Annotated in this window: 12 protein-coding genes; 9 read left to right on the top strand and 3 right to left on the bottom strand. The window is 37.6% G+C overall.

Translation table 11 applies throughout. The features are described 5' to 3' along the window. The first annotated feature begins 7 nt into the window (after positions 1-7). The 9 genes from frr to lpxB all read left to right on the top strand — a co-directional run bounded on the left by frr (position 8) and on the right by lpxB (position 10,387). Complete coding sequence (gene frr, locus ACFIME_RS01280; RefSeq protein ID WP_375684366.1) at positions 8-568, top strand: ribosome recycling factor; 561 nt, start codon at positions 8-10, stop codon at positions 566-568. A gap of 732 nt (positions 569-1,300) precedes the next feature. After that, entirely contained in the window at positions 1,301-2,116 is an 816-nt protein-coding gene (locus tag ACFIME_RS01285; protein ID WP_375613469.1) for a phosphatidate cytidylyltransferase, read from the top strand. Positions 2,117-2,131: 15 nt separating this feature from the next. After that, positions 2,132-3,280, top strand: a complete 1,149-nt coding sequence (locus tag ACFIME_RS01290) for an RIP metalloprotease (RefSeq protein ID WP_375618369.1) — start codon at positions 2,132-2,134, stop codon at positions 3,278-3,280. Positions 3,281-3,497: 217 nt separating this feature from the next. After that, positions 3,498-5,894: an outer membrane protein assembly factor BamA gene (gene bamA, locus ACFIME_RS01295; RefSeq protein WP_375662578.1), complete on the top strand. Its 2,397-nt coding sequence runs from the start codon at positions 3,498-3,500 to the stop codon at positions 5,892-5,894. A gap of 64 nt (positions 5,895-5,958) precedes the next feature. Continuing rightward, the gene (gene lpxD / locus ACFIME_RS01300; RefSeq protein ID WP_375612127.1) at positions 5,959-7,005 is read left to right on the top strand and encodes a UDP-3-O-(3-hydroxymyristoyl)glucosamine N-acyltransferase; all 1,047 of its coding nucleotides are present in this window, start codon (positions 5,959-5,961) and stop codon (positions 7,003-7,005) included. Between the two features lies 1 nt (position 7,006). Continuing rightward, on the top strand, positions 7,007-7,474 hold the full coding sequence (fabZ, locus tag ACFIME_RS01305) for a 3-hydroxyacyl-ACP dehydratase FabZ (protein WP_375655237.1): 468 nt from the start codon (positions 7,007-7,009) through the stop codon (positions 7,472-7,474). A gap of 24 nt (positions 7,475-7,498) precedes the next feature. Then, positions 7,499-8,323, top strand: coding sequence for an acyl-ACP--UDP-N-acetylglucosamine O-acyltransferase (gene lpxA, locus ACFIME_RS01310; RefSeq protein ID WP_375609506.1), 825 nt, complete (start codon positions 7,499-7,501; stop codon positions 8,321-8,323). A gap of 2 nt (positions 8,324-8,325) precedes the next feature. After that, complete coding sequence (locus tag ACFIME_RS01315) at positions 8,326-9,198, top strand: LpxI family protein (RefSeq protein WP_375632782.1); 873 nt, start codon at positions 8,326-8,328, stop codon at positions 9,196-9,198. Next, positions 9,191-10,387, top strand: coding sequence for a lipid-A-disaccharide synthase (gene lpxB, locus ACFIME_RS01320; RefSeq protein ID WP_375684367.1), 1,197 nt, complete (start codon positions 9,191-9,193; stop codon positions 10,385-10,387). Before ACFIME_RS01315 ends, lpxB begins: the two co-directional genes overlap by 8 nt. 20 nt (positions 10,388-10,407) lie before the next feature. Here lpxB and ACFIME_RS01325 read toward each other — a convergent pair whose 3' ends face one another. The 3 genes from ACFIME_RS01325 to ACFIME_RS01335 all read right to left on the bottom strand — a co-directional run bounded on the left by ACFIME_RS01325 (position 10,408) and on the right by ACFIME_RS01335 (position 12,687). Beyond that, entirely contained in the window at positions 10,408-11,181 is a 774-nt protein-coding gene (locus ACFIME_RS01325; protein WP_375634730.1) for an amino acid ABC transporter ATP-binding protein, read from the bottom strand. Positions 11,182-11,260: 79 nt separating this feature from the next. Next, positions 11,261-11,968 (bottom strand): ABC transporter permease, encoded by a 708-nt coding sequence (locus tag ACFIME_RS01330; protein WP_375632788.1) that lies wholly within the window; start codon positions 11,966-11,968, stop codon positions 11,261-11,263. Further along, the gene (locus ACFIME_RS01335; RefSeq protein ID WP_375639751.1) at positions 11,965-12,687 is read right to left on the bottom strand and encodes an ABC transporter permease; all 723 of its coding nucleotides are present in this window, start codon (positions 12,685-12,687) and stop codon (positions 11,965-11,967) included. The genes ACFIME_RS01330 and ACFIME_RS01335 overlap by 4 nt, the downstream gene beginning before the upstream one ends. Positions 12,688-12,746: the final 59 nt, after the last annotated feature.

Raw genomic sequence — 12,746 nt, forward strand, 5'->3', positions numbered from 1 at the left:
CAGAAATATGAATGTTACATCAATTATGGATGATCTGAAACGTCGCATGGATGGTGCCATTACGGCTTTTAAACATGAGTTAGGTGGTTTGCGGACTGGACGTGCATCGGCCAGTTTATTAGAACCGTTGACCGTTGAATCTTATGGTTCTGTTGTTCATATAAATCAGGTTGCTAATATTTCTGTTCCTGAACCTCGGATGCTTTCTGTTTCTGTATGGGATAAAACGATGGTTGGAGCTGTAGAGCGCGCTATTCGCGATTCTGGTCTTGGTTTAAATCCCATAACTGATGGTACGAATTTACGTATTCCTTTGCCTGAGTTGAATGAAGAGCGCCGTAAAGAACTTGTAAAAATTGCGCATCACTATGCAGAGCAAGCGCGTGTTGCTACACGTCATGTTCGTCGGGATGGTCTGGACAATTTGAAAAAGTTAGAAAAAGATGGTGAAATTGGACAAGATGAATCCCATAGTTTGTCTGAAAAAGTTCAAAAACTCACAGATGAAACTATTGCTGATATTGATAAAATTTTAGCCGTAAAAGAATCTGAGATTATGCACGTTTAAGACGATTTTGTCGCTAGAAAAAGGATGTTATACTCCCAGCCTGTAAATTGTTTCTAGGGATAATTGTAGGGCGTGGTGTGCTCTGTGGTAGCAAGGTGTGATGCAGGAAGGTATTCTATCATTTTGATATGGGAGAGACTGATTTGAAAGGGCGGATGTTTTTATTTTTTAGTCTGCGTGATAAATCATGCCCTTTGCTGGGAGACACTATTTAACAGCATGGTGCGGTTTTTTAGTTGAGCACGTCTTTGTTAAAATGCATAATGAAAGCATTATTAGAAATTATTCAAATATTCTAAGATGAAGGTTGGGGAAAGAATATAATGCAAAAAACAAGCCTAACCTTTCTCTTATTTCTCATTATAAAACATGTGAGTATAATTGATCAAGCAGATGTTATGTGGCGTAATTCGTTTTTTAATGACGAATAGTTGATAGAAAAGTATTTTTATACGAAACCTATATTAGTTAATTTGTATGGGGCAGAGGTAACTGCTTTTTCATTTTATATTTGAGAAAATATTAAAAAAATATTTTATAATTTTGACGGAGATTTTTGAAGCTGTTTTCATTGATTATTAGTTTCATAAGCGCTATCTTAGTAGACTGAATTATTTATGATAAATTATAAGAGAAATTATACAGGTATGAGATAAAAATACTGCGTAGGGGAGTTTTTCTTGCGTTAATTTTAGAGCTTGTATTTTCTATTTTTATTGTTTGGATGTTGTTTTGTCTAATTTGGTTTATCGTATTCTGACAGCTTTTGTTTTTGGCATTATTGCGTTGTATCTAACATGGTTGGGAGGAAACTTCTTTTTTTTATTTGTATGGTGTATTGGCGGTTTTGTTCTTTATGAGTGGATGAGTATTACTAAAGAGAAATGGTGTATTTTACAAAAAATATTAGCAAGTATATTTTATTTAATCTTTGGCTTTTTTTTAGTGTTGAGTGTATCTGCTTCATTGATTTTTTGTGTTTTAATCGTTTTAGCTACAGTATTAGCTATTATATCTATAAAAAAGAGTGGTTGGGTTTTTTGTGGTTTTTTATATGCATCTTTTCCTGTTGTTGCTTTATGCTTTCTACGGGATCATGAAATGTTGGGGTTCCAAGTTGTTATTTTCTTATTTACGATAGTGTGGGGAACAGATATTGGTGGTTATTTTATCGGACGTGCATTAGGGGGCCCTAAATTAGCACCACAATTTTCTCCTAATAAAACATGGTCAGGAGCACTTGGTGGTACATTTGTCGGAGTTTTCGGTGGTATATGGGTTGCTTTTGGATTTTTTGATATAAATTTAGCCAGTTTTTTTGTGCCACTCCTTACACTTGTTTTGTCAATTGTTTCACAATTGAGTGATTTAGGGCAATCATGGCTCAAAAGACGGTTTTCTGTTAAAGATTCTAGTTCTTTATTGCCTGGACATGGTGGTTTTATGGATCGTATAGATGGATTGGTAGGGGCAGCTTTTCTTCTTTATTTAATTGGTTCATTTATGTCTGATATGGATGCGCCTTTTAATCTTTTTAGTATGATCTAATTGGGAGAAGATAGTTTGGAACTTTTAAATCATATCGTCACTATGGGTGATTTTCTTTTAAGAAGTTTGAGTATTCTTTTCATCATTATGATTATCATTTTTGTGCACGAATTTGGGCACTATCTCATTGGTCGGTGGTGTGGTATTAAGGCGTTAATTTTTTCGCTTGGATTTGGACCAGAAATAGCGAGTTATACAGATAAGCATGGCACGAAGTGGCGTTTAGCACTTATCCCCTTAGGAGGTTATGTAAAATTTGTTGGGGATGAGGAAAAAATCGATACGGAATCATCCCAATCATCTCTGATTGTTGATGGTTCATTTGCTAGTGCGCATGCTTGGAAAAAAGCAGCAACTGTTTTTGCCGGTCCTTTCTTCAATGCCCTTTTTACTGTTGTTATTCTAACATTTTTTTTCTTTATCTATGGTCGTGTAGCCATTGAGCCCGTTGTTGGTTCTTTGGTAAAAGATAGCCCTGCTCTTCAATCCGGTTTGGAATTAGGTGATCGTTTTGTTGAAATGGATGGGCGACGGGTTGAAAGCTTTGAAGATTTGATGAATTATGTAGCTTTTCACGGAAGAGAACCCATAGAGTTTAAAATAGAACGCATGGGGCGATTCTTTACAACGATGATTACCCCGAAAGTCGTTGAGCGAGATGATGGATTTGGTAATCGAACACGAAGTGCTATGATAGGTGTAGGTGTTCCTGTTGATTTAAATAATCCTGCACGTTTAGATCCAACTTATATAAAACATATTCGCTATGGTTTTGTAACAGCTGTAAGAAAAGCGTCAGACCGTACTGTGTTTATCGCCACTCAAACCGTTCTTTTTATGAGTCGTTTAATAGGAGGCAAAGAGGATCGTTGTCGGCTAAGTGGACCTTCTAAAACCGTTAAAATTGCTTGGAAAGTGAGCGAGACAGGTTTTATCTCTTTATTGAATTTAGCAGCTTTTCTTTCAATAAGTGTTGGGCTTATTAACCTTTTTCCGATTCTACCGCTTGACGGTGGGCATCTTTTATTGCATGTCATTGAGGTCATTACTGGGAGGAAAATATCTGCTAAAATTCAGGGAATCGTTTTTCGTTTAGGTTTTTCCATTCTTCTCCTTTTTATGATCTTTGTCTTTTTTAATGATTATTTTTGTTGGTTTAGCTAATTAAATTATGGAAAACGCTTTATAAATTAAGTAATAATAGCAAAAACAAATTGAAGGTTGTTTACCATGTCTACAAAATGTTGTGGCGTTGTACATTATAATGAGTAATTAAGGAATGAAAAGTCTCGCTGTAAAAAGGTTGCTGTAAAAAGGTTGTTATGGCAGTTAGCTTTTTAAGGCATCATGTCTAAGGAACGAGAGTAAGGTAAAAAAGCCAATGACTACGAATTCAAAGTTTTTAAATGCAGCATCTGTATTGGTGTTAAAGATGGGGATGATTGCCCCAGCAACGGTTTTTATGTCAATTGCTGCGGTCGGAGAAATACAAGCGTCTGTAGTCCGCTCTATTGAGGTTCGTGGGAATAAGTTTGTAAGTTCTCAGGCGATTCGAGACAATATGGGGATTAAGGTTGGGCAAGGTGTTTCCAGTGGTGATGTTGATAGTGCTGTGAAGAACCTTTTCGAATTGGGTTTATTTTATGATGTTAAAATAAATCCGGTGGGTGATAAATTGGTTGTATTCGTAAAAGAATATGAGGTTGTCAATCAAATATTGTTTCAAGGAAATAAATCTTTTAAAGACCCAGATCTTAAGCGGTTTATTTCTTTAAAACCGAATGAGCCTTTTAATTCTGCGAAGCTTTCTGCTGATATAAATACAATTCGTGAGGCTTATAAAACTCTTGGTCGTAATAATATCACTGTTAACGTTCAAACGATTAACCTTGGAAAAGGGCGGGTTAATGTGGTATTTAATGTCGTTGAAGGGAAAAAAACAAAGATTGGTGATATCACTTTTAAGGGCAATAGTGTCTTTGGAAGTCGCCGTTTGCGTGATGTGATTTCAACAAAAACTTCAGGAATTTTTTCGAAGTTGTTGGGAGGTGATGTTTACAGTGAAGAGCGCCTCGCTGTTGATGAAGAAGCTTTACGTCGCTTTTATTATAACCGTGGTTATGCAGATTTTCGTGTAGTCTCTTCTAAAGCAACTTTTGATGCAGCAAGCAATACGTATAAAATTTCTTTCGTTCTTGATGAGGGTGCGCTCTATAAAATTAGCGATATTCAGGTTGAAAGTGATGTTGATGGAATTGACGTTCAATCTGTAAAAAGGGTGCTTAAAACCCAGCCAGGTAATGTTTATAGTGCAGAAGATATTGAACAGTCTGTTGCAACTATTAATAACAAAGTTGCTGATTCGGGATATGCTTTTGCTAAAGTTGAACCGCGGGGAAATCGTAATTTAGCAAATCATACAATTTCAATTTTATATAATATTGAACAGGGTACACGTGCTTATATTCAACGTATTGATATACGTGGCAATGAGAAAACGCGTGATTACGTCATTCGCCGTGAGATTGATTTAAACGAAGGAGATGCTTACAATCAAACTTTATTACAGCGGGCAAAACGTCGTCTAGAAAGTTTAGGTTTCTTCAAAGCCGTTAATATTTCAATGGTTCCTACAGATCAATCTGACCAAGTTGTTTTGGTAATAGATGTCGTTGAAGCTTCAACAGGAGATCTCTCTCTTTCTGGAGGGTATACAACAGGGGGAACAAGTCCTGGTATGTCACTTGAAGTTTCTGTTACTGAACGTAATCTTGGGGGACGTGGTCAATATGTTCGTTTAGGATTAGGTGCGGGGCAAGAAAAATCTCGTAATTATAATTTATCATTTGTTGATCCTTATTTCTTAGGGTATCGTTTATCTGCTGGCGTTGATGTTTTTCGTAGTACTTATCGTGCTGATAAAGCCTATGATGTACGGCAGACAGGTGGATCGCTGCGGTTTTCGTTACCTATTAATAATCAATTATCTGCTAATGTAGCTTATTCTTATGTGCAGGAAGAATATGATTTTGGCGGAGAGTATGATTTTGACAAAGAGAGTGACATAATAGAATTATATGGGAAATATTCTGGTGCGATTGTTCAAGCTGCAAAACACAGCCCTTGGAAACGTTCATCAATTAGTTATGGTTTCACCTATAATACGATTGATGATATGAGATCCCCCCATGATGGGTGGTACGTGCATCTGCTTCAGGAATATGCAGGGCTTGGTGGGAGTGCAAAGTTCTTGAAGACCACGGGTAAGGCGATGATGTACAAGACTCTTTCTGACCAGAAGGATATCGTTGGTTTGCTTTCCTTTGGGGGTGGTTATATCCACGGAATGGGCCGAGATGGTGTTCGTATTTTCGATATGTTTAAAGTAAATTCTGATATGATTCGAGGGTTCAAATATAATGGAATAGGTCCGCGTCAGGTTTCCAGTAAGGGTGAGGTTTATTTCTTGGGGGGAACGACATATATGAATGCGACTGCTGAAGTACAGTTCCCTATCCCTGTCGTGCCTGAAGGATTTGGGTTGCGCGGTGCTTTATTTGCGGATATTGCCACGCTTTATGGCAATAATTATAAAGCCGTTTTTAAGGGTGAACCGTCTGTTACCAATACCAAAAGTGCTTGGCGTTCATCTGCAGGTGTGAGTTTGATGTGGGATTCTCCGTTTGGTCCTTTGCGTTTTGATTATGCTTGGCCAATAACGAAGCAGGAAGGTGATCGTTTGCAACAATTGAACTTTGGTATTTCTACGAAGTTCTGATTTGAGCGATTTTAAGAGGGAAAACTTGAAGAGAATAGCTTAAGCTGGGAGAGAAAGTGTTTTGATGGCGGATACATTTTTTTTTACGCCGTCCCGACGATTGACAGTTGCAAATGCTGCTGAGTTGACGGGTGCAAAGCTTCTTAATCCAGAGTTTTCTCATAAAGTTATCAATACTCTTTCTTCACTTGAGAGTGCTGTGGAAGGTTCGCTTGTTTTTGTAGAGCATCGGAAGTTTTCTGATGCTTTACTGGACAGTTCTGCTGTTGCTGTTTTGTGTACGAATGAGATTGTTTTTAAAGTTCCCGAGACTATGGCAATTTTGGTGACATCCACACCACAGCGTGACTTTGCTCAGATTGGTCGTATTTTGTTTCCAGATTCTGTCAAGCCAATGCCTTGGTTGGGGCAGAAGGGGATTTCATCGCATGCGCATATTCATCCAACGGCTAAGTTGGCACATGATGTGTGTATTGAAGCGGGAGCTGTTATTGGTAAAAATGTTGAGATTGGTGCAGGAACTCTTATTTCATCCACAGCTGTTATCGGTGAAAATTGCCGTATTGGATGTGACTGCTATATTGCTCCTAAGGTAACAGTTCAGTGTTCTATAATAGGTGATAAGGTTCAGCTTTATCCTGGTGTTTGCATTGGGCAAGATGGTTTTGGTTATGTTGGGGGCGTTTCTGGAATCGAGAAAATTCCACAGCTTGGTCGCGTTATTATTGAGGATGGTGTAGAAGTTGGTGCGAACACGACAATTGATCGTGGGACATTTCAAGATACTGTTATTGGTGAAGGAAGCAAGATTGATAATCTTGTACAAATTGCCCACAATGTAAAAATTGGCCGCTATTGTCTTATTGCCGCTCAATGTGGCATTGCGGGAAGTACATCTATAGGGGATATGTCTCAGCTTGGTGGAAGTGTGGGAGTAGCTGATCACATCATAATAGGTAAATCTGTTCAGATTGCTGCTCGTAGTGGTGTTATGAATGACATTCCGGATGGCGAAAAATGGGGAGGTAGTCCAGCGCGACCATTTAAACAATGGTTTCGTGAAGTAGCGGCGTTGCGCAGTATGGGAAAAGTTAAAAAGGAGAAACGCTGATATGATCAGCAGTGAAAAAACTAAAAACTTAGAGGCTGTCGATATTGAAAAACTATTATCAATATTACCGCACCGTTATCCATTTTTATTAATTGATCGTATAATTGATATTAATGGTGAACAAGAAGCGATTGGTATTAAAAATATAACGATTAACGAGCCTCATTTTACGGGACATTTTCCCTCAAAGCCTGTTATGCCTGGAGTTTTGATTTTAGAAGCTATGGCACAAACGGCAGGAGCAATAGCACTTTTAAATTTAGGCAATAAGCAAACAAATTTAGTTTACCTTATGACGGTTGATAATGCGAAATTTCGTAAGCCGGTTATGCCTGGTGATCAGCTCAAGATTCATGTTCAGCTTTTGAAAAAAAGATCTGGTATGAGACGTTTTTCATGTGTTGCAAAAGTAGAAGATGTCCGTGTCGCTGAAGCAGAAATTGCTGCGATGATTGTCGAAGAAGAATAAACGATATTTGATGGGAATTTAAAAATGTCCGGTACGAAAATCCATCCAACTGCTCTTGTGGAGAAGGGAGCGCAGCTTGGTGAGAATGTACGCGTTGGACCATTTTGCCATATTAGTTCAGAGGCTGTTATTGGTGATGAATGTAGTTTGACAAGTCATGTTGTAATAATGGGAAAGACAACGTTAGGAGCCAAGAGTAAAGTATTTTCTCATGCCGTTTTGGGGGCAGATCCGCAAAATAATAAACATAAAGGAGGGGCTACAACTCTTTTTATTGGTAAGAATTGTACGATTCGTGAAGGTGTAACAATGCATAGGGGCTCCGATTCGAGTGTAGGAATGACAGTTGTTGGTGATAATTGCCAATTTTTTTGTTATGCGCATATCGCTCACGATTGTTATGTAGGCAATCATGTAACATTTGCCAATAACGCAATGATTGCTGGTCATGTTACTATTGGTGATTATGTGATTATTGGTGGTGGTGCTGCTGTTCATCAATTTGTTCGTGTTGGACATCATGCATTTATCGGCGGCGTATCTGCACTGGTTGGTGATCTGATACCTTATGGAACAGCTGTTGGTGTGCAGGCAAAACTTGCTGGACTCAATATTATTGGTATGAAGCGTGCAGGACTTGAGCGTCAAGATATTCATGCACTCCGTCATGCGGTTGCTATGCTTTTTGATCATAGCAAACCATTTAAAGAGCGTGTCAGTGATGTTGCTTCTTTCTATTCTTCTTCTCAGTCTGTTTCTGAAGTTGTTAATTTTATTAAAGAAGAAGGAAAGCGTTTTTATTGTACACCAAAATTTGAAGGTGTTAGAATAAAAGAACATAAGGATTAAAAATGCCTATTTGGGGAGCCAGAAGTTTTCTTTCCGGCCGTACTGCTATTATAGCAGGAAATGGTGTTCTACCGATTACTGTTGCGCAGACTCTTGAGAAGAATGGAGAAAATCCTTTTCTTGTGCTTTTGCATGGTGAGGCAGATTCTGTTCTTTATCGCTATGAGCATTGCGAGCTATCAATTGTAGAGTTAGCACGACTCGTTAAAATTTTAAAAGAGGCTGGTGTATATAATGTTGTTTTGGCAGGTGGTGTGAAAAAGCGTCCACTTCTTAAACAATTGCGACTGGACTGGACAACATTTTTAGCTCTTCCTAATTTAATCGGAGCTTTGAAGAGGGGAGACGATGCGTTATTAAAAGCTTTTATACGGGTTATTGAAGCACACGGTTTTTGTGTTATCGGTGCTCACGAAATAGTCCCAGATCTTTTAGCTCCCATAGAATTTAATTTAACAGTACGGCGCGCTACTCCAAAAGAGAAAAAAGATATTTTTTTAGCAGTAGAAGCAGCAAAGCTTTTAGGTCAATTAGATATCGGGCAAGCCGTTGTCGTTGTTCAAGGAAGGGTGGTTGCTCTAGAGGGCGCTGAGGGAACTGATAATATGTTGTGGCGTATTTGTGAAATGCGAGAAAGAGGGCAAATTCCCCTTAAAGGTGGCATTCTTGTAAAATGCGCAAAACCACAACAGGATAATCGCGTTGATTTGCCATCAATTGGGCCCGCGACAATAATGAATATTGCAAAGAGTGGTTTATCTGGTGTTGCGGTGGAGGCAAATAGAAGTCTAATATTATCGGTGAAAACAACAATAGAAAAAGCCAACAAATATTCTTTATTTATAGAGACATTTGAAAAGTTTGGTCATGAATAATTGTTTCTTAAAGATTGCAGTGGTTTCAGGTGAGGAATCTGGTGATTTACTTGGGGCCGATCTAATTTCTTGTTTATTACAACAGATAGGATGCAATATTCATTTGATTGGTGTTGGGGGGAGCCATTTAAAGGCATTAGGCTTAAAAAGCTTTTTTGATTCCCATGATATTGCTTTAATAGGTTTAAAGGAGGTGTTGAAAAAACTACCATTGTTGTTGCTACATATTCGCAATTTATCCAAATTTATTGCACAAGAACAACCTGATTGTTTAATTATTATTGATAGTCCTGATTTCACGCATCGTATTGCAAAAAAGGTACGTGCTTTAGCGCCTTCTATTCCTATCATTAAATATATTGCACCAACCGTTTGGGCATGGAGGCCAGAGCGTGCAAAAGCTATGTGTGGATTTGTTGATCATGTTTTAGCGGTTTTTCCTTTTGAAGAAAAGATTATGCAAGATTTGGGAGGCCCTGCCACGACTTATGTTGGACATCGTCTTTTGACATATCCTCCCCTTTTGAGAATTCAGTCAGAAAAAAAAAGCCAATTAGAACAAAGAAATTTGATCGATACACAAACATTATCGCCTACATTAGTTATTTTGCCAGGATCACGCAATTCAGAAATTCGTTCCTTAATGCCTATTTTTCGAGAAACAGTAGAGATTCTTGTACAACGTATTCCTCATTTACGTATTATTTTACCAACCTTACCTCATTTGGTAGATAGAATCCGGGACTTTGTGCAGGGCTGGAAAAGCAAGATAGAAATTGTAGTTAGTGAAGATGAAAAATGGCGTGCTTTTGCACAAGCAGATGTTGCTCTTGCTGCACATGGAACTGTTTCACTTGAATTAGCCTTAGCAAAAGTTCCTATGGTTCTTTGCTATAAACTTGATTTCTTTTCTAAATTATTTATTTTTCCTAAAATGATGTTATGGAGTGCTGCTCTTCCAAATATTATTGCTGATAAGCCTATTGTTTCGGAATATTTGAATGAATTAATCCGTCCTGGCATGTTAGCAAGACAGGTAGAACAACTTTTGGCTAATCCTTTATTGCGACAGGCACAACTTGATTCCTTTGAGATGGTAGAACAGAAAATGAAAACTGAAGTACCATCGGGGGTTGTTGGCGCACAAACAATTATCACTATTTTAAAAAGCAGGAATAAAATTGTATAAATAAAGCAATATTTTAATGATTAATATTTAATTTTAGCAAGAAAATTACAAGCACGTTGGCTTTTAGGATTGGTAAAAAATTCTTCAGAGGCTGCATCTTCAACAATTTTTCCATTTTCTAGAAAGAGTATTCTTTCTGAGACTTTACGTGCGAAGCCCATTTCATGGGTAACACAAAGCATTGTGATCCCTGTATCGGCCAATCGAGCCATCACTTCCAAAACTTCTCCCACACTTTCTGGATCAAGAGCAGAGGTTGGTTCATCAAAAAGCATGACTTCAGGTTCCATACAAAGTGCACGGGCAATCGCAACACGTTGTTGTTGCCCACCAGAAAGTTGTAAAGGATATTTTTCACAGTGTTTTTCAATACCAACATGTGTTAAGTAACGAATTGCCCGTTCTTTTGCTTGTTGTTTGGAAAGTCCCTGAACTGTCATAGGTGCTAAAATACAATTTTGTATAACGCTCATGTGGGGAAATAAATTAAAGTTCTGAAAGACCATTCCTATCTTACGAAGAACATTTTTTTGCTGTTGTATAGGTGCAGTATGGATATCAACGTTATGGATACAGATTGAACCTTTTTGTGCTTGTTCTAATTGATTAATACAACGAATTAACGTTGATTTTCCTGATCCGGATGGTCCACAAATAACGATATGTTCACCAGCTTGAACATTAAAGTTGATATCATGTAGGACCTGAAAGTTTCCATACCATTTATTTAGATTTCGAATAGAGATCACTGGTTTTTTACTGGGAGAGATCGATTTATTATTTTTCAAATTCATCTTATTTTATTCTTTCATTGATGAAGAACTTGATTAATTCAACATTTTGGTTTGGTAAAGTTTTTTATGATCATTTTATTTACCGTAAATATCGAGTGAGGCGCTGCTCGATAAAAACAATAAAACGATGAATGAGTTCAACGATAAAGAGATAGATAAGAGCAGCCCAAACGTAAACTTGAAAATCGAAAGTCCGTGAATAAGCGAGTTTAGCAACCCCCATTAAATCATAAACAGTAATAAGTGAGGCAACAGCACTGGATTTAATCATTAAAATCAACTCATTTCCTAGGGGGCGTAATGCTACAATCATTGCTTGTGGAAGAATAACTCTAAAAAATGTGACAGAGTTGCTTAAACCTAAAGCTTTTGATGCTTCGCGTTGTCCAGTTGTTACGGATAGAAAACTTCCTTTAAAGATCTCAGATTGATAGGCAGCAGAATTGAGTGTAAAAATAAAAAGACAACAATACCACGCGTTTTGAAAAAACCACCATAGCCCCACTTGTTGCCAAAAACTGTTCATTGAACCAAGCCCATAATAAAAAAGAAAGAGTTGAGCTAATAAAGGAGAGCCACGGAAAAAATAGACATAAGCATTTGCAAAATATTGTAAAAATGTATTCTCTGATAGACGTGCAAAAGCGATAAGCATACCAAGAAAAAGTCCTAGAGAACAAGAAATAGAAACAAGTTCAACAGTAACAATAAAGCCATTAATAAATTTTGGTCCATAATGACTTAAAAGATCAGGATTAAAAAGAAAATAAAGCCACTCAGGAATCATTGACCTAGCACCTTTTTATAGCCTATTTGAGTGTATGTTTCCAAATGGCGTAAGATTGCAGTAAAAACCGCTGAAAATAACAAATAGAGTAAGCATGCTACAAAATAAAATAGCATGGGTTTATTGGTAGCAGCGACAGCTAGATTCGTTTGTCGCATGAGGTCAACAAGCGCGATGGTAGAAACAAGGGATGTATCTTTCAGTAAAGTAAGCCAATTATTAGAAAGTCCTGGCAAGGCATTTCGGATGAGCTGAGGGAAGACAATACGAAAAAATGTGGTTGACCGTGAAAGTCCTAAAGCTTTAGCTGCTTCATATTGACCTTTATCAAAAATATTAAATGCTCCAAGCCAAACTTCACAAGAAAAAGCTGCAAGAACCATACTAAGGGCAAGAACACCAGCAACAAAAGCATTGATACTGAACATGATTTCAAAACTAAAATAGTCAAATAAATTTTGAATAAGGCTTTGTAATCCGTAGTAAACTAAAAACAAAGTTAAAAGCTCTGGTAGCCCACGAAATATCGTTGAAAAGAGGCGTGCCATAGCTTTGGCCATCTTAATATTGGATCGAATCATCACTGCATTGAGAAGTCCTAGAGGAAATCCTAGAAGTCCACAACATAATGCCAATGACAAAGTCATTCCTGCACTGGAAAGTATAACTGCTCCCCATCCACCATTGCTAAATGATAGCAATGCTAAATTTTCAATCATTCTTGTATTCCTCATGAAAGAGTTAGATAATATTTTTTAGCAATAACCAACGGGTTTTA

The organism is Bartonella sp. AP1QHHD (genome assembly GCF_042196265.1).
GTDB lineage: Bacteria > Pseudomonadota > Alphaproteobacteria > Rhizobiales > Rhizobiaceae > Bartonella.

What these genes read in the sequence shown, in the direction of transcription:
- ACFIME_RS01335 (WP_375639751.1), bottom strand. Translation starts at nt 12,687, where the DNA reads ATGATTGAAAATTTAGCATTGCTATCATTTAGCAATGGTGGATGGGGA.
- ACFIME_RS01325 (WP_375634730.1), bottom strand. Translation starts at nt 11,181, where the DNA reads ATGAATTTGAAAAATAATAAATCGATCTCTCCCAGTAAAAAACCAGTG.
- bamA (WP_375662578.1), top strand. Translation starts at nt 3,498, where the DNA reads ATGACTACGAATTCAAAGTTTTTAAATGCAGCATCTGTATTGGTGTTA.
- frr (WP_375684366.1), top strand. Translation starts at nt 8, where the DNA reads ATGAATGTTACATCAATTATGGATGATCTGAAACGTCGCATGGATGGT.
- ACFIME_RS01330 (WP_375632788.1), bottom strand. Translation starts at nt 11,968, where the DNA reads ATGATTCCTGAGTGGCTTTATTTTCTTTTTAATCCTGATCTTTTAAGT.
- lpxA (WP_375609506.1), top strand. Translation starts at nt 7,499, where the DNA reads ATGTCCGGTACGAAAATCCATCCAACTGCTCTTGTGGAGAAGGGAGCG.
- lpxD (WP_375612127.1), top strand. Translation starts at nt 5,959, where the DNA reads ATGGCGGATACATTTTTTTTTACGCCGTCCCGACGATTGACAGTTGCA.
- lpxB (WP_375684367.1), top strand. Translation starts at nt 9,191, where the DNA reads ATGAATAATTGTTTCTTAAAGATTGCAGTGGTTTCAGGTGAGGAATCT.
- ACFIME_RS01315 (WP_375632782.1), top strand. Translation starts at nt 8,326, where the DNA reads ATGCCTATTTGGGGAGCCAGAAGTTTTCTTTCCGGCCGTACTGCTATT.
- fabZ (WP_375655237.1), top strand. Translation starts at nt 7,007, where the DNA reads ATGATCAGCAGTGAAAAAACTAAAAACTTAGAGGCTGTCGATATTGAA.